General features: G+C 44.9%; 16 protein-coding genes and 2 pseudogenes. 14 read left to right on the forward strand and 4 right to left on the reverse strand.

Going from position 1 to position 16,765, the window contains the following annotated elements; all coding sequences use genetic code 11:
- Nucleotides 1–42: 42 nt before the first annotated feature.
- On the reverse strand, nt 43–774 hold the full coding sequence (locus D5281_RS17325; RefSeq protein ID WP_160561360.1) for a class I SAM-dependent methyltransferase: 732 nt from the start codon (nt 772–774) through the stop codon (nt 43–45).
- A 307-nt stretch (nt 775–1,081) separates the two neighbouring features.
- Between D5281_RS17325 and D5281_RS17330 the strand changes: the two genes are divergently transcribed.
- The 6 genes and pseudogenes from D5281_RS17330 to D5281_RS26980 all read left to right on the forward strand — a co-directional run.
- On the forward strand, nt 1,082–2,242 hold the full coding sequence (locus D5281_RS17330) for an iron-containing alcohol dehydrogenase (RefSeq protein WP_330585121.1): 1,161 nt from the start codon (nt 1,082–1,084) through the stop codon (nt 2,240–2,242).
- A 186-nt stretch (nt 2,243–2,428) separates the two neighbouring features.
- Nucleotides 2,429–2,680 carry a hypothetical protein gene (locus tag D5281_RS17335; protein ID WP_330585123.1) on the forward strand — a complete coding sequence of 84 codons (252 nt, stop codon included), beginning with the start codon at nt 2,429–2,431 and terminating at the stop codon, nt 2,678–2,680.
- Between the two features lie 50 nt (nt 2,681–2,730).
- Nucleotides 2,731–3,585 (forward strand): aldo/keto reductase, encoded by an 855-nt coding sequence (locus D5281_RS17340; protein WP_160561362.1) that lies wholly within the window; start codon nt 2,731–2,733, stop codon nt 3,583–3,585.
- A 125-nt stretch (nt 3,586–3,710) separates the two neighbouring features.
- Entirely contained in the window at nt 3,711–4,073 is a 363-nt protein-coding gene (locus tag D5281_RS17345; protein ID WP_160561363.1) for a nuclear transport factor 2 family protein, read from the forward strand.
- 87 nt (nt 4,074–4,160) lie between these two features.
- Nucleotides 4,161–4,901 (forward strand): annotated as a pseudogene (locus D5281_RS26975) (aldo/keto reductase); the annotation flags it as partial.
- Between the two features lie 126 nt (nt 4,902–5,027).
- A pseudogene (locus D5281_RS26980) lies at nt 5,028–5,414 on the forward strand (cupin domain-containing protein); the annotation flags it as partial.
- Nucleotides 5,415–5,753: 339 nt separating this feature from the next.
- Here the strand turns inward: D5281_RS26980 and D5281_RS17355 are convergent.
- Nucleotides 5,754–6,317 carry a TetR/AcrR family transcriptional regulator gene (locus tag D5281_RS17355; protein ID WP_160561365.1) on the reverse strand — a complete coding sequence of 188 codons (564 nt, stop codon included), beginning with the start codon at nt 6,315–6,317 and terminating at the stop codon, nt 5,754–5,756.
- Between the two features lie 484 nt (nt 6,318–6,801).
- Between D5281_RS17355 and D5281_RS17360 the strand changes: the two genes are divergently transcribed.
- The 4 genes from D5281_RS17360 (at nt 6,802) to D5281_RS17375 (ending at nt 9,329) form a co-directional block, all read left to right on the forward strand.
- Nucleotides 6,802–7,146, forward strand: coding sequence for a 4Fe-4S dicluster domain-containing protein (locus D5281_RS17360; RefSeq protein WP_160561366.1), 345 nt, complete (start codon nt 6,802–6,804; stop codon nt 7,144–7,146).
- 27 nt (nt 7,147–7,173) lie between these two features.
- Nucleotides 7,174–7,332, forward strand: a complete 159-nt coding sequence (locus D5281_RS17365; RefSeq protein ID WP_160561367.1) for a hypothetical protein — start codon at nt 7,174–7,176, stop codon at nt 7,330–7,332.
- A 48-nt stretch (nt 7,333–7,380) separates the two neighbouring features.
- Nucleotides 7,381–8,424 (forward strand): Gfo/Idh/MocA family protein, encoded by a 1,044-nt coding sequence (locus D5281_RS17370; RefSeq protein ID WP_277935431.1) that lies wholly within the window; start codon nt 7,381–7,383, stop codon nt 8,422–8,424.
- 71 nt (nt 8,425–8,495) lie between these two features.
- Nucleotides 8,496–9,329, forward strand: coding sequence for a sugar phosphate isomerase/epimerase family protein (locus D5281_RS17375; RefSeq protein WP_160561368.1), 834 nt, complete (start codon nt 8,496–8,498; stop codon nt 9,327–9,329).
- A 133-nt stretch (nt 9,330–9,462) separates the two neighbouring features.
- Here the strand turns inward: D5281_RS17375 and D5281_RS17380 are convergent, their stop codons facing one another.
- Entirely contained in the window at nt 9,463–11,109 is a 1,647-nt protein-coding gene (locus D5281_RS17380) for an alpha-glucosidase (protein ID WP_160561369.1), read from the reverse strand.
- Nucleotides 11,110–11,652: 543 nt separating this feature from the next.
- Here D5281_RS17380 and D5281_RS17385 point away from each other — a divergent pair.
- Nucleotides 11,653–12,054: an HD domain-containing protein gene (locus D5281_RS17385; RefSeq protein ID WP_277935432.1), complete on the forward strand. Its 402-nt coding sequence runs from the start codon at nt 11,653–11,655 to the stop codon at nt 12,052–12,054.
- A 109-nt stretch (nt 12,055–12,163) separates the two neighbouring features.
- Here the strand turns inward: D5281_RS17385 and D5281_RS17390 are convergent, their stop codons facing one another.
- Nucleotides 12,164–14,698 carry a glycoside hydrolase family 3 protein gene (locus tag D5281_RS17390; protein WP_160561370.1) on the reverse strand — a complete coding sequence of 845 codons (2,535 nt, stop codon included), beginning with the start codon at nt 14,696–14,698 and terminating at the stop codon, nt 12,164–12,166.
- Nucleotides 14,699–14,890: 192 nt separating this feature from the next.
- Between D5281_RS17390 and D5281_RS17395 the strand changes: the two genes are divergently transcribed.
- The 3 genes from D5281_RS17395 to D5281_RS17405 all read left to right on the forward strand — a co-directional run bounded on the left by D5281_RS17395 (nt 14,891) and on the right by D5281_RS17405 (nt 16,458).
- Nucleotides 14,891–15,151 carry a hypothetical protein gene (locus D5281_RS17395; RefSeq protein ID WP_160561371.1) on the forward strand — a complete coding sequence of 87 codons (261 nt, stop codon included), beginning with the start codon at nt 14,891–14,893 and terminating at the stop codon, nt 15,149–15,151.
- Nucleotides 15,148–15,627 (forward strand): AraC family transcriptional regulator, encoded by a 480-nt coding sequence (locus D5281_RS17400; protein ID WP_160561374.1) that lies wholly within the window; start codon nt 15,148–15,150, stop codon nt 15,625–15,627. Before D5281_RS17395 ends, D5281_RS17400 begins: the two co-directional genes overlap by 4 nt.
- Nucleotides 15,628–15,837: 210 nt before the next feature.
- The gene (locus tag D5281_RS17405) at nt 15,838–16,458 is read left to right on the forward strand and encodes a TetR/AcrR family transcriptional regulator (RefSeq protein ID WP_160561375.1); all 621 of its coding nucleotides are present in this window, start codon (nt 15,838–15,840) and stop codon (nt 16,456–16,458) included.
- The last annotated feature ends 307 nt before the right edge of the window (nt 16,459–16,765 follow it).

Raw genomic sequence — 16,765 nt, forward strand, 5'->3', positions numbered from 1 at the left:
AGACTGCAGCAGGGGAGCCTAAGGCGCCCCTGTTACAACAGATTATCTTCGTATAGCTGAAATCAGCAGCATCATGGGACGGCGCATTTCATCCTTCATTCCTTCCATATTTAACATTTCTTTTGGCGGTTTGGGTTCTATGATTTGTTGAAGTGAAAAGCCGTTTTGAAGCAGGGTGCTTAAATAGGTGGTCAGCGTTCTATGGTATTTGATAACCGGTTCCCCTAAAAAAACAGCCTCACGCTTTCCCTCATAATAGTAATTATCAACAGGAAAATGCAGGATATTGCCGTCTGCATCATAGTACCAGTCCTGACTGCCATAGGATGTAAAAACAGGATGCTCCACAGAAAAAACAAATGATCCGTCATTTTTGAGCCATCTGGCGATATTTGCCACTAATGGCTCGAAATCTTTTACATAATGAAATGCCAGTGAACTTAAAATTACATCAAAGGTGTTGTCGGGGAAATTTAAATCCTCCATGGCAAGACAAAGATAATCTATCTGGGAAGCCGAGTTTTTTTCTTTGGCCGTTGCAAGCATTTTATGAGATAGGTCAATGCCAAGGACAGACTCGGCTCCATGTTCGGCAGCGTATTTGCAGTGCCAGCCATATCCGCAGCCTAAATCCAGTATACTTTTTCCCTGAAAATCAGGAAGGATTTTTTGAAGCTCAGACCATTCGCCGGCGCCTGCCAGCCCTTTTTTGGAGCGTTCCATCTGACTGTATTTTTGATAAAATTGTTCGTTGTCATATTTATTTTCTTTCATATTGAATCCCCTATTTTAGCCAGCACTCTATAAATTTAGGCGCAAGCACAAATCACTTCCCATTTATTTTGGATTTTTCAACAGAATAACATTTATGTACTGAGAGGACAAGCTATTTCTAATGAAGTTTTTCATGTAATAACGTGAAAGGTACAATCATAGTTATAACCTTAAAGTATAAACTGGTAAACCAATTGAAACTTCTTATAAAGCCGCAATTTGCTTACAATAAGACATAGGTAAGATACTTGTAAAACACAAGATGATAAGAGCTGAAAATCCGGAAGAATGGAAGGAGAGATGGATTGTGAAAGACTTTATTTATGCATACCCTACAAAAGTATATTTTGGAGCAAAGGCAGCTGCAAAGGCATTGCCCGCCGAGCTTGAAAAAGCAGGAAAAACCGTTATGCTTGCTTATGGGGGTGGCTCTGTAAAGCGCAGTGGAGTGTATGATGAAATTTGCGGTTATTTGAAGGAGGCGGGGAAAGAGGTTGTTGACTTTTCAGGAATTATGCCTAATCCCACTTATGAAAAGGTGCAGGAAGGCGCAGTTCTTGCAAGGGAAAAGAAAGTAGATTTCATTCTGGCAGTAGGCGGCGGTTCCGTAATAGATTGCTGTAAGATTGTGGCGGCCCAGGCAATGACGGATAAAGACATTTGGGAAATGGAATTTAAAGATCATGTTTTCCCTTCTGAATTTCTTCCAATGGGAGCGATTGTAACCGCATCAGGAACCGGTGCGGAGATGAACAACGGCGCTGTAATCACCAACCAGGACACGAAGCAGAAGGCAGGTGTGCTGGGGGCATATGCCAGCTTTGCAGTGCTGGATCCTGCTTACACTATGTCGCTTCCGGCAAGACAGGTTATTTCAGGAGCTTTTGATACCTTAAGCCACAGTATGGAAACTTACCTAGGATCTCCCCGCGATGTTACCTTGTCTGACGAGATTGGAGAGGCAGTTATGCGCAATGTGATTCGCAACATCAAAGTGCTTATGCTGGACATGGAAGACTGGGAGGCAAGAAGTGAGCTGATGTGGGCCTCCGCCATGGCGGAAAACGGTATTTTGAAAATTGGAAAGGTGACAGATTTCCAGGCGCATCAGATTGAGCACCAGCTGGGCGCTTATACGGACTGTAACCATGGACAGGGCTTGGCTGTGATTCATCCGGTTCTTTATCGGCATATGTATAAAGACAGTGCGAAACAGTTTGCACGTATGGCGGAGAAGGTATGGGAGATTCCGGCCGAAGGAAAATCAGAGGAAGAACTTGCTTTAGCGGGAATTGAAGCGCTGGAAGGATTTATCCGGGAAATTGGATTGCCGTCCACATTCAGGGAGATGGGCATCACAGATAAGAGTGTTTTGAAAAAGGTTGCCGATACCTGTAACCTTACGGCAGGATGCTGCAAGAAGCTTTCCAGAGAGGAGATTCTTGAGATCTTGGAGGAATGCTGGTAACGAGTATTAACTCAGAACTGATAACTTTCAGGTATAAACTAATGAACTAACTGAAACTTCCATAGAGATTCGATTTCCCCTATAATTATAGATAGAACAGCAGAAAGCAATGGATATAGGCTGTGGACAGCAAGGAAAGCCAAAGGAAGTATTGGAGGTAAGACATAAAGACAGGAGGTAGCGTAATTGAGAAAGAATTTTGGAAAGAAGCCGTGGATGTATCCTTTGCCGGTATTGATTATCGGTACTTATGACGAGAACGGAGTCGCGGATGCTATGAATGTAGCATGGGGCGGTATTTACGAATCAGATCAAGTGGTGCTTTGCTTAAGCGGAGGACATAAGACCACAAAGAACATAAAAGAAAGAGGAGCGTTTACCATAAGCTTTGCAGATGCCGCGCATGTGGTGGAAGCAGATTATGTGGCTGCGCGTTGATTGCCACAAACTCGTAATGGGCAGAAAGCAACGCAGAAATGAGGGAAAGAATGAGCGAACAAAAATGGATAACATTAAATAATGGAGTAGAAATGCCTATGGCAGGAATTGGAACCTTCCTGTTAAGTCCGGATGAAGCGGAGGCTTCTGTTTTAAGTGCTTTGGAGAGCGGCTATCGTTTGATTGATACGGCCAATGCTTATGTGAATGAGAAGGCAGTAGGACGGGCAATGAAAAAGTCAGGTATTGCAAGGAAAGATATTTTCCTGGAAACGAAACTGTGGCCTTCTTTTTATGAAAATGAAGATGCTGTAGAAAAGACTTTAGAAAGACTGGATACAGATTATATCGACCTTCTGTTAATCCACCAGCCGGCAGGAAATTATGTGGCAGGTTACCGGTTAATGGAAAAGGCTTATCAAGAGGGAAAGGTAAACGTCATTGGTCTTTCTAACTTTACCAAGGAACAGATACAGGAGATTCTTGACATCTGCGAAGTGAAGCCAGCTATTTTGCAGACAGAGGTACATCCCTACTCACAGGAAAAAGAGCTGAAAGCGTTTTTGGATAAAGAAGGCATTGTAATTCAGGCGTGGTATCCTCTTGGCCATGGTGATAAGGCTTTGATTGAAGATGCGGTATTCACTGAATTGGGTAAAAAATACGGAAAGAGCAATGCCCAGATTATCTTGCGCTGGCATATACAGGCAGGCAATATTGTGATTCCAGGCTCTAAAAATCCTGACCATATCCGTGATAACTTTGCGCTGTTTGATTTTGCTCTTACGGACGGAGAGATGGCACAGGTGGAAGCAGTTAACAAGGATAAGAGATATTATACCAGCACACCGGAGCTGCTTGAGAAATATGCAAACACGGTACCGCCGGTAGAGGAGCAAAAGTAATAAAGAATAGTTTAAAAATAGTAGATGAATATTTGCCGCCACAATTTGAAGGTGGCTCGTAGGTTATAGAAGATATATTCACACAGTACCGCAAGCATAGCTTGCGGTATGCAGGAGGGATAGAGATGACAAAAAAAGTATTGGAGGCATCAAAAAAGTTTTGGGACGCTATGGAGCGGGCGGATGAAGCCGGAATGAGGGAAATTGCGGATCCTAACTGTAATTTTGTTCATATTGGAATTACATGCAGACTGGATAAGGAGATTGAATTTTATACCAGCGGTGCATTTAAACCCATTGAAATTACATTTCATAATCAGAAGGCGGATATTTATGGGGATACGGCGGTTGTGATTACAGACTGCGATTATGGGCTTTTGCTGAATGAACAGCCCACCACCCACCACTTTGCGGTAACAGAGGTGTATGTTAGAAGGGAGGATGTGTGGAAACTGATCCAATTTTCTTTTACGGCGTTGGTTGATTAAGCAAATTTGTACCCGCCCCCAATGGATGGGCTGTTGACAAGAAAGGAGATAAAAATGGAATATGTAACACTGAATACAGGAGCGAAGATGCCATTGGAGGGATTTGGCGTATTTCAGATTCCGGATGCGGATGAATGCGAAAGAGTGGTCTATGATGCTATTAAAACAGGATACCGCCTGCTGGATACGGCGGCATCTTATATGAATGAGGAAGCCCTTGGCAAAGGAGTAAAAAAAGCGATTGCAGATGGTCTGGTGACCAGAGAAGAACTTTTTATTACAACGAAAGTCTGGGTGCAGGACCAGAAAACAGAGAAGGCGGCCTATGAGGCAGTAAAAGCTTCTCTTGAAAAATTGGATATGCCCTATGTAGATTTGGTGCTTTTGCACCAGGCAATGGGAGATTATTTTGCAGCATACAGAGGAATTACAAAGGCCTATCAGGAGGGCCTTACAAAGGCAGTAGGCGTGTCAAACTTTTTCCCTTCTGTCCTGGCTAATATTTGCGAGAACGTGGAAGTGATACCGGCGGTTAATCAGGTAGAGCTGCATCCCTTCTTTGCCCAGCAGGAGGCGCTTGCAACTATGAAGGCTTACGGAATTGCACCCCAGGCATGGGCGCCTTTGGCGGAAGGAAAGCACGGCATTTTTACAGATCCTGAGCTGACAGAAATCGGAGCAAAATACGGAAAAAGCGCAGCGCAGGTGGTTCTTAGGTGGAATGTGCAAAGAGGCGTTTCCATCCTTCCAAAGTCAACCCACGTGGAGAGAATGGAGCAGAATCTGTCTATCTGGGATTTTGAATTGATAGAGGACGAGATGAAGAAAATCGGCGAAAAGGATCTTGGACACAGTGAAATCATCAATCACTTTGATCCCCAGCTGGTTAAGATGCTGAACAACAGAAAAATCCATGAGGAGAAAGAGAACAGCATTCCGGCAGGATTGTCCGCATTTCCGGTTGGAGAGCCCAATACCAGTACTGCACAGTACTTCATTGGACAAAGCTATTTAGCGCCGGTGTCAACCAGTCAGGTACCTATATTTAATGTGACCTTTGAACCGGGATGCAGGAATAATTGGCATATCCACCATGCGAAAAATGGCGGCGGACAGATGCTAATCTGTGTGTCAGGCCGTGGCTGGTATCAGGAATGGGGCAAGGAGGCAAGAGAGCTTCATCCTGGCGATGTGGTTAATATTCCGGCAGAGGTTAAGCACTGGCATGGAGCTGCAAAGGATACATGGTTCCAGCACTTGGCTGTGGAGGTTCAGGGAGAGGAAACCAAAACAGAATGGTGCGAGGCCGTGACGGCGGATGCTTATGATAAATTAGATTAATTGGTATTTTTAAAGTATATAAAGCACAAAAAAGTAACCGGTTTCGGAAAAAAGAGAGCCTGCTGATTCTAAAAGGAAGAATCAACAGGCTTTCATATTGATCTCATAAGGTCAAGTAGCCGCCTTTTTTTGTTTTTCTGCTAATGAGCACTATTTTCTTATATCTCATATTTATTTCAATTTTTATCTCAATCTAAAGAACTATGACAAACAAAGACAAAATACAGTATTGTCATCTTCAACCTATGTGACACCTGTTTTAAAAAGATAGAGATCAGAATATTGGAGCATATGCTGCCTAATGGTAAAGGCTAGTACATATAGATATTGGGAGATAGTCTACATCAGGCTGTTTGCCCCATTGCATACCAGTTTAATCGCTATCTGGATGATGTTTTCCAGCGGGATCTTTTTCCCATCGGCAACCCACTGCTTATAAATGGCAAGTGTGCTTTGTGATACATAGGTCATATAGATATTTTGGATATAGGGGTTGGAGGAACCGTTTTTATCTTCCTTCCAGACATTTCCCATGATATCGTTGGTGATCCTGCGGCTTATGTAATGGTAGCTTCCGCTGCAAGTGATCCGCTCCCCAAGTTTTCCTAATTCCTCATGAGACAGAAAAAACTCCCGTGTAATCTTATCAAGGTCACGGGGACGCTCCAGTCCTTTGGTACGTTCGATAAATGCCTGTGCCAGCTCGTTCTGCATCTCCCGGAGAAGATCATCCAGTGAATTGTAGTGCAGATAAAAAGTTTTCCGGTTGATGTTTGCGCGTTCTGTCAGTTCCTTGATAGAAATCTGTTCATAATCCATCTCGCAGATCATATCTTCAAAAGCCTTGCGGATGAATTCCCTGGTACGGCGGGAACGCAGGTCCTCTTTTCCTGAATTTGCCAATGTAATACCTCCTGATCTGATTTGCGTGCACTACATTTTTGCATCATACAGCTTATCCCAAATTGCATCTTTACTGTATGCTCGCTCATGGGATGCTGTACTTGCTTCCTATTGCCATGTGGCATAAGACCCGTTTTTTGTAAAATTGGTGTTGCCATTCATCCGGAGGAAGCTGTCGGTGGCAGGTTCCATATGTAGAGAAAAACACCATTCATATTATAATACATGCAAGTCAGATATACAACATGCGGTAATTAAAATTTGCATCCATGTCATGAACGAAAGTTACGCCATATTTTAACATCATGCGTGGCATAAACCCCGAATTATGGTAAACTGGTGTTGTGAGGGCTGAAAGATGGAAATATAATCATAATGTAACACTGAACGCTGGCTGTACGGAGGCTGCGTGAACTTAGGCAATAAGCGGATGCTGCAGACAAATGAAGGCAAGAATGAATAGGCTATTAAGGAGGAATTTATTTTGAGGAAAAGTAAGAGCGGCATTCTTTTGGATGCTTTCACAAAAAGCATACCGATCTGTACAGACTGTGGAAAGTGCAGTGCTGTCTGTCCTGCAGGGATTGATATTCCAGAGGCAATCCGGATTTATGAAAAATACCGTTCAGGTGATCCGGATGTACTAAACAGACTAAGCAGGATGAAATCTGACGGAAAGCCCATAGATTGTATTGAATGCGGAGCCTGCTCTGCCCGCTGTCCCAAAGGAATTGAAGTGAAAAAGATGATACGGACACTTGCCATGATGGAGTCCAGCCAGACCCGGATTCCGTGTATGCATGTCTGCAGAACGATGAAAGCCCAATAAGTCCATGGGCTTGTGGATGGCATGAGCATGGGGAGTGCGGCGGTTTTTATGGAAACGGGACCGGCAACGAAGAACACGAACCTTGGCGCAGTCAAGAGCGTGTTTGGTGTAAAGAGGTTTTTGCTGTATCTGCTGTTTACCATGGTATTTGCGTTTTTGTCAGGTTTTGTCATTGATCTGGTATGATAGAAAGAGAATGCTTCAATTTAAAAAATGAAAAAAAGGAAAGGAAAGATGAGAATGAAGGTTGGGGTAATTGGATGTGGGGGGATGGGTACAACCCATTATCTTTCATTGAAAGCATTGTCCTCCCAAATGGATATTGAGGTGGCCGCATTAGCGGACTGCCGGAAGGAGTATTTGGATAAGGCAGTTTCTTATTTCCCAGGTGCAAAAACCTATCATTATGGCATGGAATTGATTGAAAAGGAAACGTTGGATATTGTACATATCTGCCTTCCCACCTATATGCATGCCGAACACGTGGTGGCAGCCATGGAAAAAGGTATGCACGTATTTGTAGAAAAACCGGTGTGCCTGACCCCTGAAGAAGGCAGGCAAATTCTGGATGCCCAAAAGCGCACCAAAGGGAGGGCTATGGTAGGGCAGGTGGTAAGGTTATTTGGAGAATACCGGTATTTGAAGCAAGTGTATGATAAACAAGCTTATGGACGCCTGAAGTCAATGGTGATGCAGCGGATCAGTGGCGATGTGCAGTGGGGATTTGAAGATTGGTTTCATGATGAGAAAAAGAGTGGATCGGTGGTGTTAGATCTTCATATACATGATTTGGATTTCCTGCGGTATATGCTGGGCGAACCTGATTATTATGACGTGAGGGCAACAGCCTTTGAGAGTGGAATGATAAACCAGGTTATCGCGACTTATCAATTCAAAGATGCGTTTGTGACAGCGGAAGGGTTATGGAATGTGTCGCCGGCATTGGAATTTCAGGCGGGTTTCCGGGCATGCTTCGAGGAAGCTACGGTAATTTATGATGGAACGAAAAGTCCATCGCTTTGCGTTTATAAGAAGGATGGAACAGTGGAGGTGCCAGAGCTTTCAATGGAGTTTGAGATGGAAGATGACACAGCAGGTATTAATGTGTCGAATTTAGGACCTTATTACACGGAGATTCAATACTTCCTACAATGTATTATGGATGGGAAACCGATAGAAGTAGCGCCTTTGGCGGAAGGAGTGAAGTCCGCAGAGCTTGCCCTGAAGGTGTGGGAAGCAGCTAAGGATTATGTAAAGAAGCACGAAGGGAACATTTGAAAGCTGCCGGCATGAATATTTGTGCTTGAACGCACAAATTCACACGTTGAGAAAGGAGCATGGTTATCAATATGAAAATAGGTGTATTGATTGAATTATTTGAGGATACGGATGTCAACGCAAAATTTGCAGAGCTGCGTGCTATGGGAATGGAGAGCTGTCAGCTTGTCTGCTGGAACCGGAGGATTCTTCATGACCTCAGTGTAGTGCAGGCAGTGAATAGAGCTGTGGAAAAGCACAACGTGAAAATCAGCGCGTTTTGGTGTGGATGGGAAGGACGGAAGGTGTGGGACTTCTATGAAGGACAGCTTACGCTTGGATTAGTGCCTGCAGATTATCGTATGGGACGAGTAAAAATGCTCATGGAGGGCTCAGATTTTGCAAAGAAAATCCATGTGACAGACTTTGCCACACATGTAGGGTATCTTCCGGAGAATCCCTATGACCCAAAGTATGAAGAAGTACTTGTTGCGTGCAAGGCCTTGGTGGAGAAGTGTAAGGAAAACGGACAAAATTTCCTGTTTGAGACCGGGCAGGAGACGCCGGTTACATTAAAGAGGGCAATTCAGGATATCGAAAAAGCGCTGGGAAAAGGAAATGTGGGAATTAATCTAGACCCTGCCAACCTGATTATGTATGGGAAAGCAAACCCGGTGGATGCGCTGGATGTATTTGGAGAGTATGTGAGAGGCATTCACGGGAAAGATGGTTTGTACCCTACGGACGGACATTACCTGGGCGTGGAAGTGCCGCTGGGACAAGGGAAGGTAAATTATCCGGTATTGATAGCGAAATTAAAAGAAATTGGATATGACGGGGATATTACCATAGAAAGGGAGATAGCAGGAGAAGAACAGAAGAAAGATATCATAATGGCGAAGGAGATTTTGGAAAAGCTGATTTGAGGTAAACGATGGACAGCTTTTCAACAAGATAAAGCGGCTAACGAAGCTGATAATCGGGCGCCTGGCCCATCCTCTGATAGATGTACTCATTCATGCAAGCATGGTTCGCACATATTACAGAGGATGGCTCATGCTACATCTGAAAAATCACAGACTCATACGCCCGCAGCATAGGGCCTCTGTAACCTCCTTCCCGGTCGTAGGAGGAGAGCAGCGCCTTTTTGGCATCCTTTCGCAAGGCATCTGGGATGGCGTGCTCCTTTGAGGAGAAGTTGTGGAACATAAGTAGTGTTTCGCCTGGCGTGCTGCGGGTAAACGCTATGAGCTCTTTGCATCCTGTTTCCAGAAAAGCCATATCTCCACGGGCCAGGGCCGAAGATTTTTTGCGCAGGGCGATCAAATTACGGTAACACTGGTAGATAGAAAACGGGTCCTGGCGCTGGGCTTTGACATTAATTTCCTTTGTATTGGGGTTCACCGAAAGCCAGGGAGTGCCGGTGGTAAAGCCGCCTTTTGCAGAGTTGTCCCACTGCATAGGGGTACGGGCATTGTCCCGGCTAATCAGCTGGGCGCGGGCCAGGGCAGCTTCCGGCGTCATGCCCGCAAGAAGGCCCTGCTTATACATGTTCAGGGTGTCCAGGTCATTGTAATCTTCTATGGAGGGGAGCTTTACATTTGTCATTCCAATCTCTTCGCCCTGATATACAAAGGGGGTACCGGGCAGGGTGTGGAGGAACATAGCCAGAAATTTGGCTGAAACTTCCCAATATGCCCTGTCATCACCATAAAGAGAAACCTGCCTGGGTTTGTCGTGGTTGCTGAAAAAACGTGCCCACCAGCCATCTTCCTTCAGGGCTTCATAGCTTTCCTGAATGTCGTGCAGCAGCTTTTCCGGTGTCCAGGTATCGATCTCCACAATAGGCGGCACAAAAGGGATGGCCATATCGAATTCTTCCCGGCTGGTACGCACATAGTTGCCTAATTCTTCTACGGTGGGAGCGGATACCTCTCCTACGGTCAGTACATTGCGGGGAGCGTAGATGTGCTGATTCATCTCCCTAATATAGGCATGCGTGCCAGGGCGGCCTGCCAGAATATCGGGGAAGGAGTACCCGTCCGGCTGGGCTGGCTGGGTAGAGTCCGGAAAATCCTGAGGTTTATCCAGATAGCTGATAGCATCTACCCGGAAGCCGTCTACGCCTTTATCCACCCACCAGTTTATCATCTGGTGAATTTCTTCACGCAGCTTTGGGCAGGCCCAGTTCAGGTCGGGCTGTTTTTTGGAGAAAAAGTGAAAATAATATTGATCTCTTTCCGGTACATATTCCCAGGCGCTTCCTCCAAAGGCGGAGGCCCAATTATTGGGCTCGTGTCCGTCCACCGCATCGCGCCAGATATAATACTCGCTCTTATCATTGTCACGGGACGAACGGGATGCAAGAAACCAGGGGTGTTCATCAGAGGAATGGTTTACCACTAAATCCATGATGATGCGGATACCTTTTTCCTTGCAGGCATCGCGCAGACGCTCCCAGTCCTCCATGGTGCCAAATTCTGCCATGATTTCCTGATAGCCGGAGATATCGTAGCCATTGTCGTCATTGGGGGAACGGTATACCGGTGAGAACCAGATAGCGTTTATGCCCAGCTCCTCAAGATAGTCCAGCTTTTGCAATACCCCGGGCAGATCCCCAATGCCGTCTCCGTTGGCATCATAGAAACTGCGGGGGTATATCTGGTAAATAACCAGATCTTTTATCCAGTCTTTTTCTGTAGTCATAGAAGGTACCTCCTTTTTATTCACTAAGGTCAGTTCACAGAGCGTGCTGACCGTTGTTGTAATAGGGTTTTATTTTTACTAGAGCTTGTCGGAGATATTCCGTAGCGCTGAAAGGCATATATTTTGGAACAAAAAGATATGATAATTATAAAAAATCTTTATTATGATGTCAATGTGGGGTGATAATACAAAATTATGCAGGAGTAACCATTGTTACTTTTTATGGGTCAGGAATGCGTATTTACTGCGCACTGCGTGAGAACATGATTCAGGTGTGAGGGGAGAATATCGCCCCGAATATTACTATGAGCGGCTTCCAGGCCGTGAATAGCAACTAACCGTTCCACCATAATCTGTAAAATATATTAATCATAGCTGTCTGGAAAAAGTTGTCTGCGGCCAGGGATTGCACAAAGAGAGATTTTAGGATATGCTTAGTTTTGGTACAAAGTTTTAGGAAAATAGTACGGAGGGAAGGTAGAACAATTGGAGAGAGTTTATGATACGCTTTGCTATATGATGAAACATCCGGAGGTGAGGCGTATGAAAAAATACAAACAGCACAGAAATGCAGATACTTATTCCCATTGCCGCCATGTGACTTTGAAAAGTATCTGGATGATACAGCGTATGGGGATCAGAGCGGATATGGAAGCTGTCATCAGGGGCGCAATGCTCCATGATTTTTACTTGTATGAAGCCACGGCCCCAGGGATTTCTCCCTGGCGGCATGGATGGACACATCCGGAAACAGCCCTTGGCAATGCGGAGCGGATATTCTATCTGAGTCCAAAAGAGAAAAATATTATTTACAGCCATATGTGGCCCATACGTATTACGCACATACCGAAATGCCGGGAGGCGGTAATTGTAAGTTTGGCGGATAAGATGTGCGCGGTAGAGGAGGCGCTTTTGTGGAGCAGGAGAAAAACAGGAACATCATAAGCCCAATAAGAACCATTGTATTAAAAAATCCGCATTGGTGATACCGGCCAATGCGGATTTTTTGTATGTCAGCACTAGATTTTATTCATTTTGATACCTGTGGGGAACTTTATTCCGCTTCATACCGATTAGATTTCCACACAATATTTACCAGATGCGCGATACTGAGCTTTAGCTGATCCAAAGTAAGACTTCCGTCTTTGAGCGCAGTCTTGATATCCTTATGGTCATTTGGGACGCCAGGCATAACCAAATCGTTTCCGGCCCGCATACATCCGGATGCGGTACAGTCAGGCCCTTTCTGGGTGGTGGTCCAGTCGGTCATGATTACACCTGCAAAGCCCCACTCATCCCGCGCCGCTTTGGTGCACAAATCATAATTGTTGGCGGCATGGATGCCGTTGATTAGATTATAGCTGGTCATGATGGACATAGGCTGGCTTTCTTTTACGGCAATCTCAAATCCTTTCAGATAAATCTCGCGCAAGGTACGCTCGGAAATAACAGAGTCAGAACCCATACGGTTGTCCTCCTGGTTATTGCATGCAAAATGCTTGATGGTGGTTCCGCACCCGTATAGGGACTGTACGCCGTCTGTCATGGCAGCAGCCATCTTGCCGGAAAGAAGGGGATCCTCGGAATAATATTCAAAATTTCGGCCGCACAGAGGATTGCGGTGGATATTCATACCCGGTGCCAGCCAAAGCGTTACGCAGAACAGGTTCATTTCCTCCGCTACGGCTTTTCCGACTTCCTGTAGCAATTCCCGATCCCAGGTCTGGGCAAGCAGCGTTCCGATGGGGAAAGCCGTGCAGTATTGATAATAAAGTTCGGCGTTATCAGTATCAAGGTCAACCTTTCTGGTAAGGAAACCATGCTCTATGCTCATCTCGAAAGGAACCGGCCGGATTTCACCGTCCACAACAGGATAGCTCTGCAGAAGTCTTAAACCTGCCGGGCCGTCTGCCAGAACGATTGGGGCCAGATTGCCGTCTTTTAAAGCGCAGCTGCTTGTCTGGGCTGCGGAGCCTGGCACAGAGATACCGGCACTGCCAAGGGCGCTGTCTTTTTGTTCATCGGAAGCATTCTGGCTTTTGCCAGGATCGCCGGTGGCCAGCAGCGTTAGCTGTTCGGTGTCAAGAGAATCTACAAATTGCCATACTTCAGGTGAGATATTGTCTTTTTCATTGCCGTAAACAACCGTTTTTGTCTGCAGCACAGCTGCTTCGATAGAAAGAGAAGGTACGCTACCTGCCTGTGCAAGCCAGGAATTTCTCAGCGCCTGTACGGCTTGCTTGGGAGCGGATAGCTCCTGCAGTTCCTCCTTAAGAGGACAAATATGTTCTGTCTTCACAAGTAAAACGTCTGCATCCAGATTGAGGGTGCCTGCCAGAGCAGCAGCAGCGATGCTGTTGCCAACGAACAGGCCGTAAACGCCTTTTTCAAGAATCCACCCAGGTGTCTTTGGGCAGAAGGATGCCAATGTATAGAGAGGAATCTTTATGGTAAGCGTCTGGGACTGTCCCGGAGCAAGGAGAGCTGTCTTGGCAAAGCCGGCCAGACGGCGGTATTCCTTTTCCATACTTTCCTGAGGGCAGGATACATAGAGCTGAACCACTTCTTTGCCGCTGTAGACGCTGCCTGTGTTTGCAACGGAAAGGGTTACGGAAACAGAATCATCCGCTTCTTTGGCAATGCCTTTCACGGTAATGTGGAAATCTGTGTAGGACAGTCCATAGCCAAAGGGATAACGGACCGGCACTTGGAAAGTGTCAAAATAGCGGTAGCCCACATAAATGCCTTCCTCATATTTTTCTGTCTGTACATTGCCGTTATTGTGGGAAAAGGTTTTGGAGTTAGGGTAATCTTCATATTTGTATGCCCAGGTATCGGTAAGCTTTCCACTGGGAGTCACTTCTCCTGTAAAGAGGGAGGCCACCGCATGACCGGTTTCCATACCCGGCTGGGAAATCAGAACCACACCGGAAATATTGGCATAGGAATCCAGGAAGGAAAGGTCAATAATGCCGCCTGAGTTGATCAGGAGAATGACTTCCTTGTAAAGTGTGCAGATGGTTTTTAAGATTTCTTCTTCTTTTTGATTTAAGTAGTAATCGCTTTCTTTGTCAAAGCGGTCGGCAGCTTCTCCGGCAATACGGCTGATTACATACACGGCCGTCTGTGCATCGGTTTTTTCAGGGATATCGCCGGCGGGTATGGCATACTGCATGGAAGCGTATGCGTTGAAAAAGGACATGGAATCGTCAGCAGTCTTGTCCGCTTCATCCCAGATTTTCTGACGCCAGTCAAGACGGGACTGTTCATACTGTTTCCTAAAATTTTCGATCCAGTCTTCCGTGGTGATTTCGTAGCCTGCCTGCTTTAAGCCATCGTAAATGCTGACAACTTCACGCTCGTTGACATCGCCTGAGCCGGTTCCGCCTTTGATAGGATTGGAGGCGCCGGCGCCGTAGAGCGCCAGTTTGGAGCCTTTTGCCACAGGCAGTACCTGATGATCGTTTTTTAAAAGGACAAAGCCTTCTTCAGCGGCGGCTTTCGCCACTTTGCGGTGGGCCACTTCGTAGGGCTGTACGTCCCGGGAGATGGTACCGGTCAGTTTGGTTTTTTTTCGTTTTCTGTTCATGGTCCGTTCCTTTCTGTGTGATTAAAATATGATCTCCTTGATCGTTTATATATTGAAGATTATGATAAAATTGGAATACGATATATTAAAATTCTTTGAAAAATGGTAATATACTGATATACGATTTGACTCATTTCATACGTCAGAAAACAGTTGTGCATAATAGAGCGCATTGGATACATGGGGGATAAAGTGAGAAGGAAAATAAAAGAGCAGATTTCTTATATGGAATTTATGAACAGGGAGCATAATTTCCGGCACAGCGATTATGAAGAAGAAATGCGTATATACAGACATGTACGGGACGGAGATCTTCGGGCGCTGGAGGAAGCGCGCAGAACTTTTTGTGCACGGAAACAGGGACATCTTTCAGACGATCCGCTCACGAACATGAAATATCTGTTTGTAGCATCCATGACACTGGTTATGCGATTTGCAATCACCGGGGAATGAACAGCGAAACGGCCTATACCACCAGTGATTATTATATTCAGCAGATGGATAAATGTAAAACGATTGAGGATGTAGAAAAACTCCATGAGGAGGCAATAGAATATTTTACCAGGCATATGTCAGCTCTGAAAAAAGAGAAAATCTATTCGAAAACAGTGGTAAAGTGTATGGATTATATACACCATCACTTAAATAGTCCTATCCGTGTGACCGATATCGCCGGGCGGTTGGGGAAGAATCCTGATTATCTTTCCTCACTTTTCAAAAAGGAGACCGGAATGACAATCACGGATTATATTATGGAAAACAAACTAAGGGCCGCAGAAAATATGCTGTTAGATTCGGAGTGCTCATGTGCTACGGTCAGCGCGGCGTTTGCTTTTTCCTCCCAAAGCTATTTCACAAAGATGTTCCGGGAATATACCGGAGAGACGCCGAAGAAGTTCAGGGAAAAGTATATGTATAGTGGCCTGTAGTGTTACTGTGAAAAATAAATTTTTCACAGACAAATTTGTGCTGACGCCCAAATTTGCAGGAACTGGCAGCATGGGGGATTTACATGTAAATACAATATCAAATATCTTGACAAACATACCAACAGTATGATAATGTAAATACATACCAAGGGTATGCCGGGGAGGTGAGGAAATATAGCAAGGAATAAGCATCCGGAAAAAACTGTTAATCTGGTATTAGATGTTGCTTTCCGCTTATTTTTGGAAAAGGGGTATGAGCATACTTCAATTCAGGATATTATCAATCAATTAGGTGGTCTTAGCAAAGGCGCCATCTATCATCATTTTAAGTCAAAGGAAGATATTTTGGTTGCTGTTATGGAAAGAATGACAGTTGAATCGAACCAGATGCTTGCAGCCATTCGTGACCGTTCTGACCTCAGCGGAAAAGAAAAGTTGAAAACAATTTTTCGTGAATCCATCAGCCGGCTTGTACAGGATGATATTTTTACAGTAGCTCCGGATTTTCAGAATAACCCGAAACTTCTTTTCGGACTTTTGCATGATACCATAGATAACGCTGCGCCGAACTATATTTTGCCCATTATCAGGCAGGGTATTTCAGACGGCTCTATCCAAACGGATTACCCAGAGCAATTGGCAGAACTGATTTTGCTTGTGGCAAATGTTTGGATGAATCCTATGATATTTGACAGTTCTGAGGATGAATCCTACCGAAAGTTTATGGTATTCAGACAGATGATGCAAGGATTTGGGCTGGATATCGTAGACAGTAAAATGATGGAGAGATTGATAGAACTGACATCTATCTATCAAAAGAGCAGGCAATAAAAAGCACGTTCTGCGCGCTTTTTATATGCCATGCATAAATTTCTGCCCTGCAAAATGGGCAGATATATTTTTGAAAATATACATACCAACGTGCGGTATTATATTGGCAAAGCTGGCACTTGAGATGAAGCAAATTTTCTTTACAGTTTTGCTTTCCGGTTTTTTAACGGAGCTTTTAGCTTCTGCCGTAGTATGATTTTATGTTCCGGCAAACGGAATAGAAAAAATGGAGGTTTAAGTTTGAAACAAATAAGTAGAGGACAGCCAAGAAATAAAGGGCATAGCAATCAAACCATCTTAATAGGTG

Source organism: Parablautia muri (genome assembly GCF_009917485.1).
Taxonomy (GTDB): Bacteria; Bacillota; Clostridia; order Lachnospirales; family Lachnospiraceae; genus Suilimivivens; species Suilimivivens muri.

Excerpts from the sequence above, each read along its gene's own strand:
- D5281_RS17370 (WP_277935431.1), top strand. The coding sequence starts at position 7,381 with ATGAGAATGAAGGTTGGGGTAATTGGATGTGGGGGGATGGGTACAACC.
- D5281_RS17340 (WP_160561362.1), top strand. The coding sequence starts at position 2,731 with ATGAGCGAACAAAAATGGATAACATTAAATAATGGAGTAGAAATGCCT.
- D5281_RS17390 (WP_160561370.1), bottom strand. The coding sequence starts at position 14,698 with ATGAACAGAAAACGAAAAAAAACCAAACTGACCGGTACCATCTCCCGG.
- D5281_RS17385 (WP_277935432.1), top strand. The coding sequence starts at position 11,653 with ATGAAAAAATACAAACAGCACAGAAATGCAGATACTTATTCCCATTGC.
- D5281_RS17400 (WP_160561374.1), top strand. The coding sequence starts at position 15,148 with ATGAACAGCGAAACGGCCTATACCACCAGTGATTATTATATTCAGCAG.
- D5281_RS17365 (WP_160561367.1), top strand. The coding sequence starts at position 7,174 with ATGGGGAGTGCGGCGGTTTTTATGGAAACGGGACCGGCAACGAAGAAC.
- D5281_RS17380 (WP_160561369.1), bottom strand. The coding sequence starts at position 11,109 with ATGACTACAGAAAAAGACTGGATAAAAGATCTGGTTATTTACCAGATA.
- D5281_RS17345 (WP_160561363.1), top strand. The coding sequence starts at position 3,711 with ATGACAAAAAAAGTATTGGAGGCATCAAAAAAGTTTTGGGACGCTATG.
- D5281_RS17325 (WP_160561360.1), bottom strand. The coding sequence starts at position 774 with ATGAAAGAAAATAAATATGACAACGAACAATTTTATCAAAAATACAGT.
- D5281_RS17375 (WP_160561368.1), top strand. The coding sequence starts at position 8,496 with ATGAAAATAGGTGTATTGATTGAATTATTTGAGGATACGGATGTCAAC.